Origin of the sequence: Rhodopseudomonas sp. G2_2311 (genome assembly GCF_047501505.1) — a bacterium.
In the GTDB taxonomy this organism is placed as follows: Bacteria; Pseudomonadota; Alphaproteobacteria; order Rhizobiales; family Xanthobacteraceae; genus Rhodopseudomonas; species Rhodopseudomonas palustris_H.
The window spans coordinates 75,387-98,305 of sequence record NZ_JAZDRK010000015.1 but is presented as its reverse complement, the minus strand read 5'-3'; the positions used below and the strand labels follow the sequence as shown (position 1 = coordinate 98,305).

The following is a 22,919-nucleotide window of genomic DNA, read 5'->3' as shown; positions in this document are numbered from 1 at the left end:
GAGCGCGCTTTATCGCGGATTTTCCAGAAACGGATTTTCGACGCGCAACGTGCCGAAGCTGCGGCCGTGCTGCAAATCCTCGCTGTACAGCACCTCGCAGCCGGCCTCCTGCGCGGCAGCGACGATCAGCGCGTCGTAGAACGACAGCTTGCACGTCTCAGCGAGCACGCGAGCGGCAACGTGCAGATCTTGCGTCAGAGGCAGTGGTGGCCCGGACACAGCCAGAGCGTCGTCGATAGCCTCGGCGATCTCCCTCCACCCCCGGCCGAACTTGCGCTGCACCACAACGGTGAACTCGTTCAACACTTGAACGCTGAGCCTGCCACCGCCGCCCAAGACGGCCCGTGCACGGTCCGCTTTCGCGCCCGTTTCCTGAGCATAGACTAGAATGTTAGTATCGAAGAAAGCCGTCACCGCTCGTTGGCCTCGTCACGATCGAAGCGATAGCCCTCAGGCAACTTCCACTTGCGCTCGGCCATGCGCTCCAGCGCGGCTTTCCTTCTGTCCTCCTTTTCGACCACCACCGTCCGCCCGACGACGTCGACCACGTTGAGCTCGTCGCCCTCTTTCAGATCGAGCTTGTCCACCAGCGCATTCGGCAGCCTGACGGCAAGGCTATTACCCCATCTGGAGACCTTCATCGCACCCTCCATGCCCCTGCGAGCAGGTATATCATATGCAGGATATCCAAAAATTCAACCAGAGCGAGTGTTCGCCTCGCCCAGCCGATCGCTGCCGGCGGCGAGATCGGCTCCCGATCTCCCCATCTGTCGCAAGCAACCCTCTTGCGGGCCGGAGCCGACGCAGCTAGAAGACCCGCACACCCGAGGTGCGTCGCGAGCCACTACCGCCGCGCCCGGCACCGTGTCGAGTGTGCCCCGTGCATCACTCCTAAATGCCTGATCCGTCAGCGCATTCTCGGTGGGGAATGGTGTAATGGTAGCACAACAGACTCTGACTCTGTTTGTCTTGGTTCGAATCCAGGTTCCCCAGCCAGTTCCGGCCTAGGCCGATTGAAAATCCCTCGTTTCGACCTATCGTTCACCGATCGCTGCGGCGCCGCTCGGCGCGAACGGCACCAGCCGGGTGAGCGTTGATGACCGACACCAAGCCAGACATCTCGCTACTCAAGCGTGCGCTCGATCGCCTGATCGAGGGACTGGCACGTTATCAGGCGGACATCTCCGATACTCAAATTCGCGACGGCTTGGTGCAGCGCTTCGAGTTCACCTATGAGATCGCGCACAAGATGCTGAAGCGCTATCTGGAATTCGCTTCGCCGAACCCGGCGCTGATCGACGGCATGAGCTTTCAGGATCTGATCCGCACCGCCGGCGGACAGGGCCTGCTCCTCGGCGAATGGGCCGACTGGCGCGGCTTCCGCGAAATGCGCAGCAAAACCAGCCACACCTACAATGAAGACGTTGCGCTGGAAGTGGTCGGCGGCATCCCGCGCTTCATCGAGGAAGCCCGCGTACTTTACGACCGTCTCGCCGAGCGGCTGTCATGACGGCGCCCCTGCCGAAGCTGGATTTGCGCCCCGAGCACTGGGCGATGGTTCGCGATATCCTGGCGACGCAGATCCCGGACCGGGAAGTTCTCGCCTTCGGCTCGCGCGCTCGGGGACAGGCGAAGCGGTATTCGGATCTCGATCTCGCCGTGCTCGGAGAGGATCCGCTCGGCCTCCACAAGGTGGCCGAACTGAAGGAAGCGTTCGAGGAGTCGGACCTTCCATTCAAGGTCGACGTCGTTGAGTGGGCTCAGACCGATGCGCGGTTTCGCGACGTGATCCGGCGCGATGCGGTGCGGGTGCAGGCCGCCAGCGCGTCTACTCCCTGAGCTGCGCTCCTCACCCCTCGCCCACCGCCTTCGCCTGGACCAGCGTGTCGATCTCGGCGGCGCGGTAGCCGGCCTCCAGCAGCACCTCGCGGGAATGTTCGCCGAGCCGCGGCGTCGGGCGGTGCAGGTTGGGCGGAGCTTCGGAAAAGCGCGTCGCCGGGCGGGCCTGGCGGAGCTTGCCTTCGCTGGGGTGATCGATCGCGGCGAACAGGCCGACCGCTTTGAGGTGCTCCTGCTCGCCGATCTCGCTGATCTTGGCAAATGCCGTGTGCGGCACGTCGAGGCGCAGCAGCAATTCCTCCCACTCGGCGGTGGTGCGGGCCGGCGCGATCTCGGCCATCGCCGCATAGATCCGGTCGATGTTCTCCGCACGCGCCACCGGATCGCGCACTTGCAGCTCGTCGATCAGTTCGGAGCGGCCGACCGCCTCGAAGAACGCGCACCAGTTGTCGCCGGAATACGGCAGCATCGTCATCCAGCCGTCCTTGGTACGCACCGGCTTGCGCTCCTTCATCCGCTTGTAGCCGGACGGGCCGATCGGCGGATCGAACGCGTAGCCGCCGAGCATCTCGATGCTGTTGAAGCCGGCGATGGTCTCCAACATCGGCACTTCGACGAGCTGGCCCTTGCCGGTGCGCTCGCGGCTGAACAGCGCCGCCGACACCGCTCCGGCCAGCGCCTGGCCGCAGATCTTGTCGCCGACCAGGCTCGGCACGAATTGCGGCTCGTCGTCCGAGCCGATCGATGAGGCAAGACCCGAAGCCGCCTGAATGATCTCGTCGAACGCCGGCCGCGCCGCCCACGGGCCGTCCTGGCCGAAGCCGGTCGCCGCCGCATAGATCAGCCGCGGATTGAGCGCCGCACAGGCGTCATAGCCGAAGCCGAGCCGCGCCATCGCAGCGGGGCGGACGTTGGTGAGCAGCACGTCGGCGGTCGGGATCAGCCGCTGCAGCACCGCCTTGCCGTCGGGATGCTTCAGGTCCAACGCAAGGCTGCGCTTGTTGCGGTTCACCGCCATGAACTGGCCGCTCATGCCGCGGTTTCGAAACAGCCCGGTGTAGCGCCACATGTCGCCGTCGAGGGTTTCAATCTTGATGACGTCGGCGCCCCAGTCGCCAAGGATCTGCGCCGCATAGGGGCCGAACAGCACGCTGGTGAGATCGAGAATGCGGATGCCGGCGAGCGGCCCGGTCGGTGCGGTCATGGACTCAACGATTTGATTGAAGGGAACGACTCGACGTCGACAGCGCGACGCCATTCAGCGGGACGGGAGCGGCAGGCCCCTCCCCCATCCTGCGTCGCGCGCAACTACTCGCTCAGCACGTCGCCGAACAGCTCCCACGAGGTGCCGTTGAAGCGCGCCATCTGCAGCTGCCGGATCGGCGTACGCTGATCGGGCGACATCTGCAGCTTGATGCCGGGCAGCAGCATTGGCATCTCGACGCCGTTCAGCGCCTCCACCTGCTTCATCAGGTTAGCCCGGGTGAGATCGTCGCCGGCGCGGCGCAGCACCAGCTCCATCATCTGCGCAAAGGTGTAGCCGGAGACGTTGAAGATGTCGGCCGGATCGGCGCCGGGATTGTAGGCCTGCATCCAGCTGCGCCATTGCTGCATGCCGGGATCATTGGCCCAGCGCGGATCGCCCGGATCCTTCAGGTAAGCACCGGTGACGATGCCGACCGCGTTCTCCAGCCCCGCCGGCTTCAGCACCGAGCCGACTGAATTCGACACCGCCGGCAGAATGATCTGCGGCTTCCAGCCGAGCTCGGCGGCTTTCTTGATCACCTGCGCGGCGAATTTCGGCGTGCATTCGTTGAACAGCACGTCGGCGCCGGCGGCCTTGAACTTGACGATCTGGGAGTCGACGGTCGGGTCGGTGGTTTCGTACACCGCCTCAGACACGATCTGGTTGACGTGCTCACCGAGCCCTTCCTTGAAGCCGGCGAGATAATCGCGTCCGGCTTCTTCGGCCGGCGTGATCACCGCGATCTTGGCGTTCGGCTTGTTGGCGAGAATCCACTTCGCGTAGATCCTGCCCTCGGTCTTGTAGGTCGGCTGCGAGCCTGTGCTCCACGGGAAATGCGCGGCGTCGTTCCAGCGGCTCGCACCGCTGAACGGCAGCAGCTGCGGGACCTTCTTGATGTTGAGATACTTCTGCACCGCGATATTCGGGCCGGTGCCGAGGATCGAGAACATCGCCAGCACTTCGTCGCTTTCCACCAGGCGGCGGACCTGCTCCACCGTCTTCGACGGCGAATAAGCATCGTCGAGACTGAGCAATTCGACCTTGCGGCCGTTGATGCCGCCCTTGTCGTTCAGCATCTTGAAGTAAGCGGCCTCGGCCCGCCCGATCGTCGAATAGGCCGACGCCGGTCCCGAATACGGCATGGTCTGGCCGAGCTTGATCAGGCTGTCGCTGGCGCCGGGATCGTAGCTGCCGCCGGCTAACGCGGGGCCGGCGCCAAGCACTGCAAGCAGCGCAGCCGCGGCGACGATCGGTGTGTGCCGAAACAATTGCATGCGGGGTCTTCCTCCTTGGTCCGGCCGCATCGTCTTGTCGCGATGCTGTCCGGTCTTCGCTCCCTCGCGGCGGTGGTGGCCGCGTTCGCGCTGCGTGTTGCAGGCGCCTGTTATGGATGAGCGCACGGCTCACCGGTTGATGAAAAACATACATCCTTCGCCCGCGCTGAGGCGTGCGATCCCGTACGCATCTGCATGCAAATTTCGCAGGCTCGGAAAGCCGTCGAACACTCGCCGGTCAGCGAGCGCGCGGCCGCACGTAGACGTCGTAGCGGACGGTCTTGCCGGCGATCTGATGCGAGGGCTTGCGCGCGGCCGGCGGCGCAGCGGCCCGCAGCGGCCATTTCAGCACCACGCGGCCGCAGTCGGCCGCCAGCGCTGCAGCCAACAGCTCGCCGACATCCGGATCGGCGCCGACCAGATCGCGCAGCAGCCGCATCTCCTGCTTCACCAGTGCGGTCTTGGTTCGCGGCGGATGCATCGGATCGATGGTGACGACGTCGGCCTGCAGCGTCGGCAGCAGCACCCGGGCATCGCCGTGCAGCAGCGTCATCCGGCCGATGATCGCTGCGAGTTCGTTGCTCTCGTTGCGCGCGGCTTCGAGCGCTTCGGCCAGCAGCGCATGCACCTCCGGCACCCGCTCGATCAGCGTCACCGTCGCGCCCATCGAGGCGAGCAGAAAGGCGTCGCGGCCGAGGCCGGCGGTGGCGTCGATCACATGCAGCGGACGGGTCGGCGACACGCCGGTGGCCTTGAGCAGCGCGTGGCTGCGCCCGGCCTGGGTGCGAAACCGATAGCCGACCGCGCCGCCGACGAAGTCGACGGCAGGCGCGGTCCGGGCCGGTTCGGCCATAGTGCCTTATTGTAGGCTGAGCGCGACGAAGCGCAGCTCGCCGGAGCCGTTGGCGACCAGCAGCAGCACGGACTTCTTGCCGTCCTTCTTGAGCTGGTCGATCCGCTTCTTGATGTCGGCGGCACTGCCGACCGACTCCTGGGCCACCTCGACGATGACGTCACCGGCCGACAGCCGCTTCTCGGCAGCATCAGAGCCATCGTCGACGCCGGTCACCAGCACGCCCTTGACGCTGTCCTTGATCTTGTAGCGACCGCGCAGATCCTTCGACAGCGCGGCGAGATCGAGGCCCAGCACCTTCTGGGTCACCGGCTTTTCCGGTTCGGGCTGCGACTTTGCCGAAGCCGGCTGCGGCTTGGCATCGTCGTCGAGCCGGCCGAGCGTGACCTGCTTGGTCTCTTCCTTGCCCTTGCGGATCAGGACGACATCGACGGTCTTGCCGACCGCGGTGTCGGCGACGATGCGCGACAGGTCCTTCGGCTCCTTGATGTCCTTGCCGTCGAACTTCACCACCACGTCGCCCGGCTCGATGCCGGCCGGCTTGGCCGGGCCCTTATCGTCGACGCCGGCGACCAGCGCGCCGCGCGCCGGCTTGATGCTCAGGCTCTCGGCGATCTCGTCGGTGACCTGCTGAATGCGGACGCCGAGCCAGCCGCGGCGCAGTTCGCCGAACTGACGGAGCTGATCGACCACCGGCACCACGGTCTTCGACGGCACGGCAAAGCCGATGCCGATCGAGCCGCCCGACGGCGAGATGATCAGGGTGTTCACGCCGATCACTTCGCCCGCGAGGTTGAACAGCGGGCCGCCCGAGTTGCCGCGATTGATCGCGGCGTCGGTCTGGATGTAGCTGTCATACGGGCCGGAGTTGATGTCGCGGTTGCGCGCCGAGACGATGCCGGCAGTCACGGTGCCGCCGAGCGAGAACGGGTTGCCGATCGCGATCACCCATTCGCCCAGCCGCAGCTTGTCGCTGTCGCCGAACTTCACCGCGGTCAGCGTCTTGCCCGCCGGCGGTTTGAACTTCAGCACCGCAAGGTCGGTCTTCTTGTCGACCCCGACCAGCTCCGCCTTGATCTTGGTGCCGTCGTTGAGGATCACGTTGATCTCGTCGGAATCGGCGATGACGTGATTGTTGGTCACGACGACGCCGGCCGGATCGATGATGAAGCCGGAGCCGAGCGAATTGGTCTTGCGTGGGCCGCCACCCTTTTCGCCGCGGCGGTTCTTGAAGAAGTCCTCGAAGAACTCCTCGAACGGCGAGCCCGGCGGCAATTGCGGCGCGGCGCCGCCCTTGCTCTCGCCCGAGCCCTTGGCGTCGACCGTCTGGGTGGTGGAGATGTTGACCACCGCATCGATCACCTTCTCGGCGACATCGGCGATCCCTTCGGGGCCGCGGGCGGAGGCTGGCGCCGGGCCGGCGATCACCGCCGCGCCGAGGCACAGCGCGGCGAACAGCGGCCTGATCCGCAAGGGCCTGATCCGGGAACTAAGGGCGATCGCAGCGGGCATGGTCGAATCATCTCCTGGCGTGCGCAAAAGAGAGCGCAGTCGCGTGAACACTGCGCCCGATCCTGGGACCGGCGCAAGCATCGGTGGTGAACGAAGCTACCCTATCCGCGCCACTGATTGCGGCGAAAACCAGCGTCAAACCCGATGTCGTGGTTGAAAACGTCGTGACAGCATTCCGGCACCGTCACCGGGGCGACAACGCCGGATACGCGCCTCAGTGCCGGACCAGCCAGATCAGCAGCAGGCCGCCGACCGCGGAGCCGATGCCGACCGCACGCAGCACGTTGTCCGGAGTTTCCAGTGCGCTCTTCATCGCCCGCCGCATCCAATTCGGGCTGGCCGCGAAGATCAGGCCTTCCAGAACGAACAGCAATCCCACGCCGATGAGGAGGTCGGCGAACGCGAAAGACCTCATGCGACAGCTTCCTCCCGGCCGGCGCGCGGCCCTTGTTGTCCCAGCGCAGCTCAGCGCGCGCCGCAGTTGATCGGCCTGTTCTAGAGCAATTCCGCGTCCGATTGAAATCCAACTGCGGCTCTACAGGGTTGTTTTGTCGCGCCTTCTGACCGGAGCCTTAGCCGGCCATAGCAGGCGAAGGGTAAGGCCAAAAGCAAACGGGCCGCTGGTGGGCGGCCCGCTGCAATATCGTGGTTCCGTTTAGCGCGGTGCGGCAGGTGCCGCCGGAGCTGCAGCCGCGGCCGGCGCAGCGCCGTTCGTGGCCGCCCGCCCGTCCGGGCTGCCGAAGAACCGGAAGAAGTCCGAGTCAGGCCGCAGCAGGAAGCGGGTGTCGTTGCTCTTCAGCGACTGCTCGTAAGCGGTCATGGACCGGTAGAACGCGAAGAACTCAGGGTCCTTCGAGTACGCCGTCGCGAACAGCCGGTTACGCTCGGCGTCGCCCGAACCTCGGATCTGCTCGGCCTCGGAATTGGCCTCGGCGATGATCACGGTGGCTTCGCGGTCGGCCTTGGAGCGGATCTCCTGCGCCTTCTGGCCGCCCTGCGCGCGGAACTCGGCGGCTTCACGCTGACGCTCGGTCTGCATCCGCTGATACACCGCCTGGCTGTTCTGGTCGGGCAGATCGGCGCGGCGGATCCGGACGTCGACCACCGAGATGCCGTAGCCTTCCGCTTCCTTGTCGAGCTGGGCACGGATGCGGCCCATCAGAGCCTCACGCTCGTCGCGCACCACCTGGATGAAGGTGACCTCGCCGAGCACGCGACGGAGCGACGCGTTGAGCAGCGTGGTGAGCTGCACGTTGGCGGCCGGGATCGAGCCGACGCTCTGATAGAAGCGCAGCGCGTTCTTGATCCGGTAGCGCGCGAACGCATCCACCACGAGCCGCTTCTGGTCGGCGGCGATCACTTCCTGGGACGGGTTCTCGAGGTCGAGAATCCGTTTGTCGATGCTGATCACCGTATCGATGAACGGCGCCTTGAAATGCAGACCCGGCTCGGTGACGACCCGCACCGGCTCGCCGAGGCGGACCAGCAGCACCTGCTCGGTCTGATTCACGGTGAACAGCGACGACCAGCCGACGATGACCGCGACCAGCGCCACGATCAGCGCGACGACTCCTGCGACTCCGGCCTTCATCGGTTGCCTCCGCCCATCGGCTGCTGGTTCTGCTGCACGGTTGCCGGCGGCGACGAGCGCCGGGTCAGTTCGTTCAGCGGCAGATAGGGCACGATGCCTTGCGCATTGCCGGCGCCCGGATCGTAGACCAGCTTGTCGGCGGAGCCGAGCACGCGCTCCATGGTTTCAAGATAGATACGTTCGCGGGTCACCGCAGGGGCCTTCTTGTATTCCTCGTACACGTCCAGGAAGCGCGCGCTCTGGCCCTTGGCCTCGGCGACCGCCTGGCCCTTGTAGCCTTCGGCGTTCTGGATGATCTGCGAAGCGCGGCCCTTGGCGTCGGGGATGACGCGATTGGCGTAGGTCTGCGCTTCGTTCTGCATGCGCTCCTGGTCGGCGCGCGCGGCCTGCACGTCGCGGAAGGCGTCGATCACCTGCTGCGGCGGGTCAACCTTCTGCAGCTGCACCTGCTGCACCAGCACGCCGGCGCCGTAGCTGTCGAGCGTCCGCTGCATCAGTTCCTGCACGGCGTTTTCGATGGTGGAGCGGGCGCCGGTCAGGATCGGCTGAATGTCGGAGCGGCCGATCACTTCGCGCATCGCGCTCTCGGCCACCGCCTTCACCGTGCCCTGCGGGCTCTGGATGTTGAACAGGTAGTCGCCGACGCCGTCGGGCTTGATCCGCCACAGCACGGTGAAGTCGACGTCGACGATGTTCTCGTCGCCGGTCAGCATCAGGCTCTCTTCCGGCACGTCGTGCATGGTCGCGCCGCGGCGGGCGGGATCGTTCATCAGCGTCATGCCGATGCTGATCGTGTTGACGCGCAGCGCCTTCGGCAGCAGCACGGTCTCGATCGGATACGGCAGGTGATAGTTCAGACCCGGCTGCACGGTGCGGACGTGCTTGCCGAAGCGGAGCACCACGCCGAGCTCTTCCGACTGGACGCGGAAGAAGCCGGACAGGCCCCAGATCGCCAGCGCGCCGAGCAGCACGATCGCGATACCGAGCCCGCTGAAATGGCCGCCGGGAAGAATCTGTTGCAGCCGGTCCTGACCACGACGGAGCAGGTCTTCAAGATCAGGCGGCCGCGGTCCCGATGATTGTGGCCCCGAGCCCCACGGACCTTTGGGGCCTGAACCCCACGGGCCTCCGCCTTGATTCTTCCACGGCATTCAAACATCTCCTTCGCAGCCGAACGGCCGCAGTCTGCCCGGCTTTATAGGGGACCGTCCCCCCGGGCACAACGCGCGTCATTCCGCGTTGCGAGCTAAGCCTTGACGAAGGTTTGTCAATTGCAAACGGTGCCGCGCCCCCGCTCAGCACATGGTTTCGCGTCGATACGTCACATAGGAAAAATCAGCGCTGTCGTGCGGCCCGGCCGTATGACGTTCGCGTGCCACTTCACGCCATTGTTCCGGACTGATCGGCGGAAACGAGGTATCACCGGCGGGCTGCGCATGCACTTCGGTGAGTTCGATCCGCGCCGCGCGTGGCAGCCACTGCGTGTAGATCTCCGCCCCGCCGATCACCGCAATCTCGGTGGCAAAACGCCGCAGCGCATCGCCGCGCGCGACCTCTTCGGCCGCCGTAAATGACGGCGCCACCACCACGCCCGGAGCCGTAAACGCCGCATCGCGCGTGACCACGATGTTGGTGCGCCCGGGCAGCGGCCGGCCGATCGACTGATAGGTCTTGCGGCCCATGATCACCGGCTTGTTCAGTGTGAGCTGTTTGAACCGCTGCAGATCCGACTTCAGCCGCCACGGGATCGCGTTGCCCTGCCCGATCACGCCATTGTCAGCAACTGCGACGACCAGGACGATCGACAGGCCTGCTACCTCCGCGGCGTTACTACTCACACCGCCACCTCGGCCTTGATGTGCGGGTGCGGGTCGTAGCCGGTCAGGGTGAAATCCTCGTAGCGGAAGCCGAAGATGTCCTTCACCGCCGGATTGATCGTCATCACCGGCAGCGCGCGCGGCGCGCGGGTCAGCTGCAGCCGCGCCTGCTCCAGGTGATTGGAATACAGATGCGCGTCGCCGAGGGTGTGAACGAATTCACCCGGCTTCAAACCGGTGACTTGCGCCACCATCATGGTCAGCAGCGCGTAGGACGCGATGTTGAACGGCACGCCGAGAAACACATCGGCGGAGCGCTGATACAGCTGGCAGGACAGCTTGCCGTTCGCGACATAGAACTGGAACAGGCAGTGGCACGGCGGCAGCGCCATCTTCTCGACGTCGGCCGGATTCCACGCCGTGACCATCAAGCGCCGTGAATCCGGATTGCGCTTGATCATTTCGACGACGCCCGCGATCTGGTCGATCGAGCCGCCGTCCGCGGTCGGCCAGGAGCGCCACTGCGCACCGTACACCGGGCCGAGATCGCCGTTGGCGTCCGCCCACTCGTCCCAGATCGTGACGCCGTGATCGTGCAAATATTTGATGTTGGTGTCGCCCTTCAGGAACCACAGCAGTTCGTGGACGATCGCCTTTAGCGGCAGCCGCTTGGTGGTCACCATCGGGAATCCGGCCGCAAGATCGAAGCGCATCTGATGCCCGAACACCGACAGCGTTCCGGTGCCGGTGCGGTCGTGCTTCTCCGCCCCGTCGCTCAAAATGCGTTCGAGCAGGTCGTGATATTGGATCATCGGCGATGTGGCTCGAAGATGCCGCGGACGCGGCCGTTCAGGCCTGCGGGCGCGTGGGCTTTAAGGAGAATCCGGACAGGCTGCGAAAATGGCCCGGGACGATGGCCAGGGCAAGGCCGCCGCGCCGCCCTTCCACACGCAGGCCCGTGATCGGCCTCCGCCCGGAGGTTGCTGCTAGGGGATGTTTCCCTTCACCACCTCTTCCCAGCGGTTGATCTCGTCCTGGACTAGCTGGGCCAGCACGACCGGGGCGCGCTGCTCGGGCCGCGGCACCAGGGCGCCGAGGTCGGTCAGCCGGGTCCGGACATCCGACTGGTCGAGGGCGCGGGAGACCGCCGCGTTGATCTTGGCGACGATCGGTTCCGGCGTGCCGCGGGGCGCGAACAGGCCGGTCCACGCCCCGACCTGGAAGCCGGGCAGCCCGGCTTCACGGGCGGTGGGTATGTCGGGAACCACCGGATCGCGCTCCGACGAGGCAATCACATAGGCCTTGATCTTGCCTTCGCGCAGCGCCGGCACCGCATTGACGATCTGGTCGCACATGTAATCGACCTGCCCTTCCATCAGCGCCTGCAGCGCCGGGCCGGTACCGCTGAACGGCACCCCGGTCGGATCGACCTTGAGCAGGCGGTTGAGCAGCAGGCACGACGCGTATGACACCGAGCCGAAGCCGGCATGTGCGACGTTGAGGTTGTCGGTGTGCGATTTCACGTAGGACGCGAACTCGCTGAGGTCCTTCGGCGGGAACTGCTTGCGGGCCAGCAACAGGACGGGCATCTCGGTGAGCAGCGCGACCGGCGAGAAGTCCTTGTCGGGCCGATAGGCAAGCTTGGGGAACAGCGCCACCGCGGCCCCGTGAGTTCCAAGATGTCCGACGATCAGCGTGTGGCCGTCGGGCGCGGCGTGCGCGACGCGGGTCGCTGCCAGCGTACCACCGGCACCGAGCATGTTCTCGATTTCGATCGGCTGGCCGAGCGTCTTCGCCATCTCGGCAGTAATCAGCCGCGTGACAGTATCGGTCGGTCCACCCCTGGCGAACGGAACCACGACGGTGACGGTACGAACGGGAAAGTCGATCTGGTCCAACCGGTCCGGCTCGGCGGCCGCGGCGGGCGACACCCAGAGTGCCATCAGGGCGATCGCAGCGCACCTCGCTGCGCTCGCTCCGTCAAACAAATGCATTGTGCGTCTCCGCCGGAAAGACGTGGTGATAGCGAATTACTCGCTATCAGATCAACCGGCGAAAACGACGTTGCGGCGATGCGGGATTGGCGGCGCTGAAATTACCCTTCGGACTCGACAAACACTTCGTCGCGCTTGCGCCGCAGCATAGGTAATACCGCCAGGATCAGCAGGCCGGCGGCTACCACCAGCAGTGAGGCCGACAGCGGCCGGGTGATGAATACCGAGGCATCGCCACGCGAGATCAGCAGCGCGCGCCGCAGATTGTCTTCCATCAGCGGACCCAGCACCATGCCGAGCAGCAGCGGCGCCGGTTCGAAGTCGTGCTTCACCAGCCAGTAACCAATCAGCCCGAAGGCACCCGCCAGGATGACATCGACCGGGGCGTTGTTCACCGAGTAGATCCCGATGCAGCAGAACACCACGATCGACGGAAACATCAGCCGGTACGGGACGCGGAGCAACCGCACCCAAATACCTACCAGGGGCAGATTGATCACCAGCAACATCAGGTTGCCGATCCACATCGAGGCGATCATGCCCCAGACCAGTTCGGGCTGGTTCTTCATCACCTGAGGCCCGGGCACGATGTTATGGATGGTCATCGCACCGACCATCAGGGCCATCACTGCGTTCGGCGGAATGCCGAGCGTCAGCAGTGGGATGAACGAGGTCTGGGCGGCGGCGTTGTTGGCGCTTTCCGGCGCCGCCACGCCTTCGATCGCGCCGCGCCCGAACCGCTTGGGGTCGCGCGCAATCTTCTTCTCCAGCGTATAGGCGGCGAACGAGGCGATCACCGCCCCGCCGCCAGGCAGGATGCCGAGGAGCGAACCCAGGATGGTGCCTCGGCCGATCGCCGGCGCGGCGTCGCGCAGATCCTTCCGGGTCGGCATCAACCCGGTGATCTTTTGCTGCACCAGTTCGCGGTCGGTCGCGGCGCCGAAGTCGAGGTTGCGGATAATCTCGGCGAACCCGAACACCCCCATTGCCACGGTGGCGAAGCCGAGCCCGTCCGCCAGTTCCGGAACATCGAAGGTCATCCGGGACACGCCGGTTTCGATGTCGGAGCCGACCGTCGACAGCAGCAGCCCGAACGCGATCATCGCCACCGCCTTCAGCACCGAACCGCGCGCCAGCACCACGGCGAACACCAGGCCGAGCACCATCAGCGAGAAGTACTCGGCGGGCCCGAACTCCAGCGCCAGCCGTGTCAGCGGCTCGCCGACCAGCGCGATCAGCACGGTGGCGAAGCAGCCGGCGGCGAACGAGCCGATCGCCGCGATCGCCAGCGCCGGGCCGGCGCGGCCCTGCTTGGCCATCTGGAAGCCGTCGAGCGTGGTCACGACCGAGGTCGCCTCGCCCGGAATGTTGACCAGGATCGAGGTGGTCGAACCGCCGTACTGGGCGCCGTAATAGATGCCGGCGAGCATGATGAGCGCGCCGACCGGCGGCAGCCCAAACGTGATCGGCAGCAGCATCGCCACCGTGGCGATAGTGCCGATCCCCGGCAGCACGCCGATCAAGGTGCCGACCAGCGCGCCGATCAGGCAGAGCAACAGATTGGTCGGCGACGCGGCGACCTGGAAGCCGAGCGCGAGATTGGAAAACAGGTCCATCATCCCGGCCTCACTGCGTCAGGAACGCGGGCCACAGCGCGAACGGCAGCGCCAGCCCATATACGAACAGCCCGCAGCAGGCCGCGGTCAGCACCAGGCCGACCACGAAGGTTTCGCCCCAGCGCGTCTCAGGCGTCCCCAGCGCCGCGATCAGGAAACTCGAGAACGCCGCGATCACCAGGCCGAGCGGCCGGATCGTCACCGCGAACGACAGGATCGCGAGGCCGACGAACAACGGCCCGCGCCAATGGAATTTCGCCAGCTGCTCGCCGGGGGCGAAGATCCCGGTCGCAGCGACCACCGCGCCCAGGCCGAGCAGCAGCACCGCCAACAGCCGCGGCACCGTGCCGGCACCGAAGCGAAAGCCCTGCATGCCGCCAAGGTCGCTAGCCGCCCACAGCGCGAAGGCCGCAACCGCCATCAGCGCCAGCCCGCCGACGAAATCCTGCGGTCCGCGGATCCAGCTCGGAAATACCGATCGCTCACGCAACCCGCTCGGCGCTTCGTCCATCGGTCCCTCCCCGCACTGCGCACCGCCCGCCTCGCGAACGGCATCTTCTGTGTTTGGCCTATCGGCTTGGATCAAACAACGCCGGCAAATCCCAACACGCCGCCGGCGAGCAACAGCCACAGCGGATTGATCCGGGTCACCGCCGCCAGCACCGCAACCGTCGCGGTCAGGATCACCGCCGCGGTGGACCGGTCGGAGCCCAGCGCCAGGATCAGGCCGCTCGCCGCCATCAGCCCGATCGACAGCGGCACCAGCGCCGCCTGGATGATCCCGGGCCATGGCGATTGGCCGGCCCGGCCCAACAGCCGGCTGACCACATAGGCCAGGGTCGCGCTCGGCCCGCACATCCCGACAGTCGCCACCAGCGCACCGGCGAGCCCGGCGGCCTGGTAGCCGATCAGCGTGACGATCAGCACGTTGGGCCCGGGCGACAGCTGGGCGATCGCAAAGGCGTCGGCGAATTGCTGCTCGGTCAGCCAATGGTTGAGCGTGACGGCGACGCGGTGGATCTCCGGCAGCGCCGCATTGGCGCCGCCGATCGCGAACAGCGACATCGTGCTGAACGTCGCGGCGAGACCGCCGAGCGAAGGCGCCCCGGTCATGCGGCGCGTCTCCGTAGCAGGTAGGTCGCCGCGATGCTGAACGGCACCGCAACCGCCAGCACCCACGGCATCGGCAGCCGCAGCACGCCGACCGCGACGAACACCGCGACCAGCAGTCCGATCGCGACCGGATCACGCTTGCGCAGCAGCGGCATCAGCATCTTGAACACCACGGCGAACAGCAGCCCGATCGCCGCGTAGGACACCCCGGCCAGGATGCGCCGCAGGGTCTCGAGCTCGCCGTAATGGGCGTAAAGCACCGCCAGCAGCGTCACGATCAGCAGCGGCGGACCGAGCAGCCCGGCAAACGCGGCGATCGCCCCGGGGATGCCCCGGAACCGCGCCCCAAACACCACCGACAGGTTGACGATGTTCGGTCCCGGTAAGAAGTGACAGAGCGCGAAGGTCTCATTGAACTCGTCGGCGGTCATCCAGCGATGCTGCTCGACGATCGCCCGCCGCGCCCACACCAGCACGCCGCCGAACCCCGCCAGCGACATTTTGGCGAAGGCGACGAACAGCTCCCCGAGGCCAGGGGCCGGAGCAGCCGCGGCGCCCTCTGCATCACGATCGGGTGCATCGATAAGAGCCATTCGCAAGCTTTAGACCGCCGCGAGGAGCACAACTACCGGCTTTTCCGCCGTCCCCCTGTTCGCGCACAGCGAAGCTGCCCGGATGCTGGACCGGCCGTTCGAAAGTCCCGGCCGCCCGCCCACAAGTGCTTGGCCGCGAGGCCCTTTCGCCGGCCGGCATTGCCCCCTATATTGGGAGCGTCGGGGCAACCCGACTATGGAAATAAATGGCCGCCGCAATAAACCATTCGGACCCGGGGGCGGTACCCGGCGCCTCCACCCAAGCCCGCTCTTTTCGTTTCGGAAAGGCGGGTTTCGGCGGGGGCGAAATAGGATCGACGAGGGCGTAAAGGGCTCGCTTTTTCCCGGTATTGTTCCGCCGTTATCGGGCTACTGCAATAGTTGCCAACGACAACTATGCTCCGGTTGCTCAGGCTGCGTAAGGCAGTTTGAAAGACCACTTTAAAGCCCTAACGGGTTAAGCTCCGTTAGGCGGGGTTCGGAGGCACCTGGCAACAGAAGCCTCCACTCATTCTAATCATGCCTTGCTCGTTCAGAATTTTGCAGGCTGGAGGATGGCTTACCGCCGGTTTCTCCGGCGCGGCGCCGCACAATTCTGCCGCGATAGGTGCTGACCATACGCGGCGGCCGGGGTAGCATGATGTTCGGCGCGAGTCGGGCCCCGCCCCAGTGCCGAACCAGCCTTCAGGCATCCGAGCGACGGAACGACGAGACGGGACGACGACATGGCCACCGACCACATCCGATACGACGTGCTCGCGCGCGATGCCTTGCGCGGCGTTCTTCGCCACGTCCTCACCGACGTCGCCCAGAACGGCCTGCCCGGAGAGCATCACTTCTTCATCACCTTCCAGTCGAAGGGCGACGGCGTGAAGCTGTCGCCGCGGCTGCTGGCGCAGTACCCGGAAGAAATGACCGTGGTGCTGCAGCATCAGTTCTGGGACCTCGTCGTCACCGAGGACCGCTTCGAGGTCGGGCTGTCATTCGGCGGCATTCCGGAGCGGCTGGTGGTGCCGTTCGCCGCGATCAAGAGCTTCTTCGACCCGTCGGTGAAGTTCGGGCTGCAATTCGAAGCCGCCGATGAGGTCGACGAGACCGGCGAGTCTGACGACGTCACCGAACTGGTGACCGCGGCTCCGGCGCCTGTGGCGCTGCCGTCGTCCACTTCCACCACCGACAGCGACGCGTCCTCCGACGACCAGCCTGCGCACTCCGGCGAAGGCGCCGAAGTGGTGCGGCTCGACCGCTTCCGCAAGAAGTAACGAAACTGCCGATTATCAGGTCTTCCGCGCGCTGGATCGTTCCGGCGCGCTTGGCGTTGCCGGCCTGCGCCGCCACGCCCCTCTTCGACCCTCAACTCCCAGGACGATGATCATGGCCCGCACGCCCCGCTCTCCCCGCCCCGCGCGATCTGCTGCGACCCGAAGCGAGACCGACAGCTTCGGTCCGATCGATGTCGCCGCCGACCGCTATTGGGGCGCGCAGACCGAGCGTTCGCGGCAGAACTTCCGCATCGGCACCGAACGGATGCCGATCGGCATCATCCGAGGGCTGGCAATCGTCAAGCTGGCCGCGGCCGAGACCAACAAAGAACTCGGCCTGCTCGACACCCGCCGCGCCGGCGCGATCGTCCGCGCCGCGCGCGAAGTGATCGACGGCACCCATGACGATCACTTCCCGCTGGTGGTGTGGCAGACCGGCTCCGGCACCCAGACCAACATGAACCTCAACGAGGTGATCGCCAACCGTGCCAACGAACTGCTCGGCGGCGAGCGCGGTTCGAAGAAGCCGGTGCATCCCAACGATCACGTCAACATGAGCCAGTCGTCGAACGACTCGTTCCCGACCGCCATGCATATCGCCGCTGCGCAGGCGATCACTTCGGACCTGACCCCGGCGCTGACGCTGCTGCACGACGCGCTGCGCAAGAAGGAGAAGGCGTTCGCCAAGATCGTCAAGATCGGACGGACGCACACCCAGGATGCTACCCCGCTGACGCTGGGCCAGGAATTCTCCGGCTACGCGGCGCAGCTCGCCAGCAGCATCGCCCGGATCAAGTCGGCGCTGAAGGAGCTGTATCCGCTGGCGCAGGGCGGCACCGCGGTCGGCACCGGCCTGAACACCCATCCGAAATTTGCCAAGGCGTTCGCCAAGCGGGCTGCTGCGATTACCAAGCTGCCGTTCGTCACGGCGCCGAACAAATTCGAAGCGCTCGCCGGCAACGACGCCTACGTGTTCGTGCATGGCGCGATCAACGCCGCCGCCACTGCGCTGTTCAAGATTGCCAACGACATCCGCCTGCTCGGCTCCGGCCCGCGCTCCGGCCTCGGCGAACTGATCCTGCCCGAGAACGAGCCGGGCTCGTCGATCATGCCCGGCAAGGTCAACCCGACGCAGTGCGAGGCGATGACCATGGTGTGCAGCCAGGTGTTCGGCAATCAGACCACGCTGACCGTCGCCGGCAGCCAGGGCCACTTCGAACTCAACGTCTACAAGCCGGTGATGGCGCAGGCGATGCTGCAGTCGATCGGGCTGCTGGCGGATGCGGCGCGTTCGTTCACCACCAACTGCGTCGACGGCATCCGCGCCGATGAGCAACGGATCGGCGAATTGATGCAGCGCTCACTGATGCTGGTGACGGCGCTCGCGCCGACCATCGGCTACGACAACGCCGCCAAGATCGCCAAGGCGGCTCACCAGCGTGGTACGACCTTGAAGGAGGAAGCGGTGCGCTCGGGGCTGATCAGTGCGGTCGATTTTGACCGGCTGGTGCGGCCGGACAAAATGACGCATCCGGGCTAGCCTCGCGGGATGCCCCGAGAGTCGTAAAAATGCCCTTTCGGAAATTGATGTAAATCATATCCCTTGCGCGCCCAGATTGGTCAACTTGCACTTGCGGCGGTGTGGTTCGGCGGCCTTATTCGATTTACGGAATAAGTGTTGAACCACATCTAAGCAGCGATATGGTTTTGTTCTTGATGGTGATCGAGCCTCTAATGGCTTCGTGCATTCGTGCCCGCCTGGCTGGCGACGCCCGTTGCCGATTTAATCGATGATGGGTGACGTTATGACCGACGTGGTCAATTTGAAACGCTTCAAGAAGCGAGCCGAGCGGGAAGCAGCCGCTAAACTCGCAGATGCCAATCGCGCACGATTTGGCAGGACCAAATCGCAGCGTGCGCTCGACCAACATCATGTCAGCCGCGCCAATCAACTGCTCGATCAACACATAATCGGTGGCGAGGACGCGTCATGAAATCGCCGGTGGTGAAACGGTCGATCGTGGTCGCGGGCCACAAGACCAGTGTCAGCCTCGAAGAAGCGTTCTGGAACGGCATGAAGGAAATCTCCAGCGTGCGGGACATGACTTTGTCCGAGCTCGTCGGAGAGATCGACAGCAATCGTCAGCAGGGTAACCTGTCCTCGGCGATCCGTCTGTTCGTGCTCGACTACTTCCGCAGCCGCGCCTTGCAGGCGCAGCAGCAGGCAGTGGCAGATACCAAGACCGAGAGCTCGCTGACAGCGCACTGATCGTTCGATCGGTGCGCTGATCAGTCGGTCGCCCTCGCATTCGGGGGCGACAACATCAGGGGCGGACGCGGCCGTGACGGGCGCGCGTCTCCTGGTGCAGGTTTGATCTCCAAAGGCGGCGGCAGTGGCGCGAGCTTTTCGCGCGATGTCGAGGGCGCAGCGGTCGAAGCTTGCGGCTGAGATGACGTTTGCGGCTGAGGCTGCGACGGTCGTTGCGGCTGAGCGCGCGGCTTCGGTGTCACGCGGCGCGGATCGGCATCCGGCAATGGCGGCGTGAGCGGCGGTGCCGGGCTGATCGCAGCGCCCTGCCCGATGCCCGGAGCGGCCGGCTGTGGTGCAGCCTCAGGCACGGTTTTCGGCACGGCTTGGGGATTGCCCGATGGCGCGCGAGTTGCCGGCGGCGCCGTGTCCGACTTCGCCGGTACGGCTGGCGGCGGCAGGCTTGAGGTCTGCGCCGGAGCGCGATCGGCATTGGCTGGGGACTGAGTCGGTGCCTGCGGATCGGCCGCAGCGGCTGGTTTGCCGCCCTGTTCGAGCTGCTGCAGCTTGCGGGTCTCGCGATCGATCCGGCGGATCGACAGCCACGACGACAATCCCGACAGATCGACAGACCACTCCATCCGGTCCAGCGGCCCGGCCGCGAAGATTCGAATCTCCGGCGGCAACTCCTGGGCCGGCTCGGCCTGCATCAGCGCGACCCGCAGATCGGCCTGCCCCGCCGCCACATCGTAGCCGCCCGACACCACCGCGCGGGCGTCGTTGGCCTGCAACGTGGTCGGCGCAAGCTTGAAGCGGCCGTCGCTGACACTAATCGGAAACTGCGCGCTGTCGACTTTCAGCGGCCCGGCCTTCAGCGCCGGCTCGACCAGCTTGGCCAGATGGTCGGCATCGACCGGCTGGCCCTGATCGGCGGCGCGGATCGCGACCGCGAAGGCGCTCGGATCAAGCCCCGAGATCGCCGCCTGCGACAGCGTCACGGTGCCGCCGCCGGACAGCGCGCCGGCGAGCGCCGAAGCGCTGCGGCCGCTGCTCGCCAGCGTGCCTTGCAGTGACAGCTTCCCTGGCGGCAGCGCGAGCGCGCCATCGCGCAGCGCCGCGGAGTCGGCATCCTTCAAGCTGAGATGTGCATCGAGCGCCACCCCAGCGTCCACCGGTTTGGCGGTCAGCACCGCCTTGGCGTCACCGCCGCCGAGCTTGCCACTGCTGTCCAGCGTCAGCGACCGCCCGTCGCTGCGGATCACGCCGCGGAGCGGCTGCAGCTCGCTGCCGCCCGGCAGCTCGGCCCGCACCGCCTGAAACGCGATCTTGCCCCGCCAGCCGCGCAGCCAGCCCTGCCCGAGCGGCTCGTCGGCGGGGCGTCCGGCGGCACCGAGCGCGAGCTGCAGCGCCGGTCCGAGCGGCAGCGTGTCGATCCCGGCTTCGCCGTCGAGTTCGGCGGTCTCGTCGCGGGTCAGCGCCAGCCGGCCGCGCAGCCGCGAGCCGGCAATGCCGGCATCGATGTCCTTGAAGCTCCATTTGCTGCCGGCGACCGTCAGTTGCGTCGCCAGCGACAGCGGCGCATCGCTCGTGGCGGACGCCGGCAGATCGAGCAGCGGCGCTAGGTCGAGCTTGCGCGCGTTCAGCGACAGCGCCGCCTTGGTCTCGGCCGCGAACGGCTCGATCTCGCCGTTCGCCTCGGCGTCGAGTCGCGCCGCGGTCAGCTTGGCTTTGCCGCGCAGCGCGCCGCGCCATTTGCCGGTGCCAGAAGCTTGCAGCGTCGCCGCGCCATCCCCCGCGGCGATCACGCGGTCGAGCCCGAGCAACGTCATCAGCGCCTCGCTGCGCGGCGCCGACAGCTCGCCGTCGAGCTTGAGCTCGCTTCGGCCCAGCGCATCGAGATCGAGCTTGCGCAGATCGGCAGCGGGCGGGCTCGCCTTCGCTGTCAAACGTCCGCTGAGCTGTGGCGCGGTCAGTTCGAGCGAACCGCTCGCCTCGACGTGGTCCCGCGCCGCGCCGGTTTTCTCGGTCGACAGTGTGAGCTTGGCGCGTGCCTCACCGGCCTCGGTAGGCAATGCCTTCAGCCGGGCCGCAACGGCTGGCGCGAACGGATCAATCGCCGCCGCGATCGGCCCCGGCGAGGGTGCCCGCGCTGTGAGGCTCAATCGTCCGACGGCGTTGTCGCGGTCGAGGGCGCCGTCGCCTTCCAGCAGCAATCCGGCGCTGGTGCCCAGCTTCAGACGGTCGAGCGCGATCCGGTGCGGATCATACGCCAGCCGCAGCGCCGCGGGCTGCCACACCTGATCGCCGACGCTGAGCTTGCCGAGATCGAGCGTGAGGCTGGCCTGCTCCGGCCAGCCGCCATCGGGACCGGCCAGCGTCCGGGCCCACTGCAGCGCGGCGTCGAGATCGGCGCTATCGCCCTTCAGCTCGGCGTCGATCTGCGCGCCCTGATCGTCGCGCCGCGCCCGATAGGCGAAGCGGCCGCGCAGCGTGTCGCCGCCGCTCTGCACCGTCAGCGGATCGAGCACCCAAGCGTCGGAGCCGGCGCGGACCCCGCCGGCGATCCGCAACCCCTTGGACAGGCCACCGGCGGTCGGCGTGCGGCCCTGCAGCCAGGCGGCGAGCAGATCCGGATCGCTGGCGGACAGATCGAGGGTGCCGGTGATCGCCGCGTCCGCGGCCCCGGCGCCGCCGCGCAGCGCCAACCGCGTGCCGCCGGGCGCCCGCAGCTCAAGTTGCTCGATCTGCCAGGCCTGATTATCGCCGCGCAGCTCGGCGGTCAGATCGGTCACCGGGCGGCTGCCGATCATGATCTGATCGGCGTCGAGCGACACCCGCGCCGCCAACGGCGGCAGCGGCAGCGACGCCGCCAGATCGCGCAGCCGCGCCAGCCAGGGCTGCGGTGCCGCGGCATCGCCGGGCTTCGCGAGCAGCCTGTCAGCATCGAGCTGCTGCGCCGACAGCTTGGCGTCGAGACGCGGCGCGGCGCCGAACCGCGCTTCGCCGCTGCCAGTGAGCTTCAGCCCGCGGTCGTCAGCGCCCCAGGAGATCTCGACCTGATCGAGCTTGGCGAGCGCCGGATCAGCCTCGACCTTGGCGGCGAGCCGCCACGGCGTTCGCGGCGTCTCACCCGTCGCTGCCGCAAGCGCCGCCAGCGAAGCTGCGCCGTCGAACCGGGGCCGGCTTTGCTCAAACCTCACCAAGCCGTCGAGATCTGCCGCGATCCCGCCGGCGCCCTGGTTGATCCCGGCGCGCAGCCGGATCGCGTCGCTGTCCGCGGCGCGGCTGGTCGACAGCCGGAACGGATAGCGCTGGCCGCCGAGCAGGAAATTGCCGTCGCCGCGCAGCGCCGCGGCCTGCGCCCGCAGCTCGCCGGAGAATGCGATGTCGCTGAGTTCGAGATTGCTGCGGCTCGCCGCATCGTGCAGCGCGATCCGACCGGTCAGGTTGAGCCGATCGACGGTGAGCGCGGCAAGATTGGACAGTCCGGCCGCCGGCCAGTCGAGCCGGCCCTGCGGATCGAGGCCGAGATCGAGCGACAATCCATTGATCGACAGTTCGTCGGCGCGCAGCTCGCCGCGCATCAGGGAGCCGAGGCTGAATTCGACATCGAGCTTGGCGGCACCGACCCGGCCGGCGTCGTTGGCGCCGCCCACGGTTACCTGCTGCAACCGCAGCGACGGCGTCGGCAACAGCCGCGCATCAAGCGGGCCGGCGACGCGAACCTGGGCGCCGAGCAGCCGCGTCGCTTCGGCCTCAAATGGAGTGCGAAACTGGTTCCAGTCGATCAGATACGGCCCGACCAGGGCGGCGAGCAGCGCCAGGATCAGCGCGATAGCCAGGCCGAGCAGCGTCGTCTGCACGCGGTCTCCCCTCGGGGGCGTTCTGACGCCCCTCGCTGGCGTCGTTCTTTCGTGATTTCAACGCCTAGCGACAGACTGTGGCGAACTCACAGCAACTT

At 66.6% G+C, this 22,919-nt stretch carries 23 protein-coding genes, 1 tRNA gene and 1 other RNA gene; 8 read left to right on the top strand and 17 right to left on the bottom strand.

The window, feature by feature from the left end; translation table 11 throughout:
• Nucleotides 1–9 precede the first annotated feature (9 nt).
• Complete coding sequence (locus VRZ08_RS18370; protein ID WP_263989068.1) at nt 10–414, bottom strand: PIN domain-containing protein; 405 nt, start codon at nt 412–414, stop codon at nt 10–12.
• On the bottom strand, nt 411–641 hold the full coding sequence (locus VRZ08_RS18365) for an AbrB/MazE/SpoVT family DNA-binding domain-containing protein (RefSeq protein WP_414533440.1): 231 nt from the start codon (nt 639–641) through the stop codon (nt 411–413). Before VRZ08_RS18365 ends, VRZ08_RS18370 begins: the two co-directional genes overlap by 4 nt.
• 281 nt (nt 642–922) lie before the next feature.
• On the opposite strand from VRZ08_RS18365, the gene VRZ08_RS18360 reads away from it, so the two are divergent.
• From VRZ08_RS18360 to VRZ08_RS18350, 3 genes are all read left to right on the top strand, one after another.
• Nucleotides 923–996 (top strand) — tRNA-Gln (locus VRZ08_RS18360).
• 100 nt (nt 997–1,096) lie between these two features.
• Nucleotides 1,097–1,510 carry a nucleotidyltransferase substrate binding protein gene (locus VRZ08_RS18355; RefSeq protein ID WP_414533439.1) on the top strand — a complete coding sequence of 138 codons (414 nt, stop codon included), beginning with the start codon at nt 1,097–1,099 and terminating at the stop codon, nt 1,508–1,510.
• Nucleotides 1,507–1,839 carry a nucleotidyltransferase family protein gene (locus VRZ08_RS18350; protein WP_414533438.1) on the top strand — a complete coding sequence of 111 codons (333 nt, stop codon included), beginning with the start codon at nt 1,507–1,509 and terminating at the stop codon, nt 1,837–1,839. Before VRZ08_RS18355 ends, VRZ08_RS18350 begins: the two co-directional genes overlap by 4 nt.
• Nucleotides 1,840–1,849: 10 nt before the next feature.
• On the opposite strand, the gene VRZ08_RS18345 is transcribed toward VRZ08_RS18350, so the two are convergent.
• From VRZ08_RS18345 to VRZ08_RS18280, 14 genes are all read right to left on the bottom strand, one after another.
• On the bottom strand, nt 1,850–3,043 hold the full coding sequence (locus VRZ08_RS18345) for a CaiB/BaiF CoA transferase family protein (protein WP_414533437.1): 1,194 nt from the start codon (nt 3,041–3,043) through the stop codon (nt 1,850–1,852).
• 104 nt (nt 3,044–3,147) lie between these two features.
• A complete protein-coding gene (locus tag VRZ08_RS18340; RefSeq protein ID WP_414533436.1) occupies nt 3,148–4,359 on the bottom strand; it encodes an ABC transporter substrate-binding protein in 1,212 nt (403 codons plus the stop codon).
• A gap of 238 nt (nt 4,360–4,597) precedes the next feature.
• On the bottom strand, nt 4,598–5,212 hold the full coding sequence (locus VRZ08_RS18335; protein ID WP_414533435.1) for a class I SAM-dependent methyltransferase: 615 nt from the start codon (nt 5,210–5,212) through the stop codon (nt 4,598–4,600).
• A gap of 6 nt (nt 5,213–5,218) precedes the next feature.
• Entirely contained in the window at nt 5,219–6,724 is a 1,506-nt protein-coding gene (locus VRZ08_RS18330) for a Do family serine endopeptidase (protein ID WP_263989077.1), read from the bottom strand.
• 214 nt (nt 6,725–6,938) lie between these two features.
• A complete protein-coding gene (locus VRZ08_RS18325) occupies nt 6,939–7,139 on the bottom strand; it encodes a DUF2065 domain-containing protein (protein WP_107345271.1) in 201 nt (66 codons plus the stop codon).
• A 240-nt stretch (nt 7,140–7,379) separates the two neighbouring features.
• A complete protein-coding gene (hflC, locus tag VRZ08_RS18320) occupies nt 7,380–8,315 on the bottom strand; it encodes a protease modulator HflC (protein ID WP_107345272.1) in 936 nt (311 codons plus the stop codon).
• On the bottom strand, nt 8,312–9,466 hold the full coding sequence (gene hflK / locus VRZ08_RS18315) for an FtsH protease activity modulator HflK (RefSeq protein ID WP_107345273.1): 1,155 nt from the start codon (nt 9,464–9,466) through the stop codon (nt 8,312–8,314). The genes hflC and hflK overlap by 4 nt, the downstream gene beginning before the upstream one ends.
• A 144-nt stretch (nt 9,467–9,610) precedes the next feature.
• Nucleotides 9,611–10,153 (bottom strand): dihydrofolate reductase, encoded by a 543-nt coding sequence (locus VRZ08_RS18310; protein ID WP_346295148.1) that lies wholly within the window; start codon nt 10,151–10,153, stop codon nt 9,611–9,613.
• Nucleotides 10,150–10,944, bottom strand: coding sequence for a thymidylate synthase (locus VRZ08_RS18305; protein WP_414533434.1), 795 nt, complete (start codon nt 10,942–10,944; stop codon nt 10,150–10,152). Before VRZ08_RS18305 ends, VRZ08_RS18310 begins: the two co-directional genes overlap by 4 nt.
• A gap of 174 nt (nt 10,945–11,118) precedes the next feature.
• Entirely contained in the window at nt 11,119–12,126 is a 1,008-nt protein-coding gene (locus tag VRZ08_RS18300; protein WP_346295150.1) for a tripartite tricarboxylate transporter substrate-binding protein, read from the bottom strand.
• A 101-nt stretch (nt 12,127–12,227) separates the two neighbouring features.
• Nucleotides 12,228–13,745, bottom strand: a complete 1,518-nt coding sequence (locus VRZ08_RS18295) for a tripartite tricarboxylate transporter permease (protein ID WP_414533433.1) — start codon at nt 13,743–13,745, stop codon at nt 12,228–12,230.
• Between the two features lie 7 nt (nt 13,746–13,752).
• Nucleotides 13,753–14,253, bottom strand: coding sequence for a tripartite tricarboxylate transporter TctB family protein (locus tag VRZ08_RS18290; RefSeq protein WP_264074061.1), 501 nt, complete (start codon nt 14,251–14,253; stop codon nt 13,753–13,755).
• Between the two features lie 71 nt (nt 14,254–14,324).
• Nucleotides 14,325–14,855: a chromate transporter gene (locus tag VRZ08_RS18285; RefSeq protein WP_414533432.1), complete on the bottom strand. Its 531-nt coding sequence runs from the start codon at nt 14,853–14,855 to the stop codon at nt 14,325–14,327.
• A complete protein-coding gene (locus VRZ08_RS18280) occupies nt 14,852–15,448 on the bottom strand; it encodes a chromate transporter (RefSeq protein WP_414533431.1) in 597 nt (198 codons plus the stop codon). Before VRZ08_RS18280 ends, VRZ08_RS18285 begins: the two co-directional genes overlap by 4 nt.
• 140 nt (nt 15,449–15,588) lie before the next feature.
• Here VRZ08_RS18280 and ssrA point away from each other — a divergent pair.
• From ssrA to VRZ08_RS18255, 5 genes are all read left to right on the top strand, one after another.
• Nucleotides 15,589–15,957, top strand: a transfer-messenger RNA (tmRNA) gene (gene ssrA, locus VRZ08_RS18275).
• A gap of 216 nt (nt 15,958–16,173) precedes the next feature.
• Nucleotides 16,174–16,710, top strand: a complete 537-nt coding sequence (locus tag VRZ08_RS18270; RefSeq protein ID WP_164635597.1) for an SspB family protein — start codon at nt 16,174–16,176, stop codon at nt 16,708–16,710.
• 112 nt (nt 16,711–16,822) lie between these two features.
• Nucleotides 16,823–18,250, top strand: a complete 1,428-nt coding sequence (gene fumC, locus VRZ08_RS18265; RefSeq protein ID WP_414533430.1) for a class II fumarate hydratase — start codon at nt 16,823–16,825, stop codon at nt 18,248–18,250.
• Between the two features lie 265 nt (nt 18,251–18,515).
• The gene (locus VRZ08_RS18260; protein WP_107346670.1) at nt 18,516–18,704 is read left to right on the top strand and encodes a DUF4169 family protein; all 189 of its coding nucleotides are present in this window, start codon (nt 18,516–18,518) and stop codon (nt 18,702–18,704) included.
• The gene (locus tag VRZ08_RS18255) at nt 18,701–18,979 is read left to right on the top strand and encodes a ribbon-helix-helix domain-containing protein (RefSeq protein WP_011159041.1); all 279 of its coding nucleotides are present in this window, start codon (nt 18,701–18,703) and stop codon (nt 18,977–18,979) included. Before VRZ08_RS18260 ends, VRZ08_RS18255 begins: the two co-directional genes overlap by 4 nt.
• A gap of 20 nt (nt 18,980–18,999) precedes the next feature.
• Here VRZ08_RS18255 and VRZ08_RS18250 read toward each other — a convergent pair whose 3' ends face one another.
• Nucleotides 19,000–22,821, bottom strand: coding sequence for an AsmA family protein (locus VRZ08_RS18250; RefSeq protein ID WP_414533429.1), 3,822 nt, complete (start codon nt 22,819–22,821; stop codon nt 19,000–19,002).
• Nucleotides 22,822–22,919 lie beyond the last annotated feature (98 nt).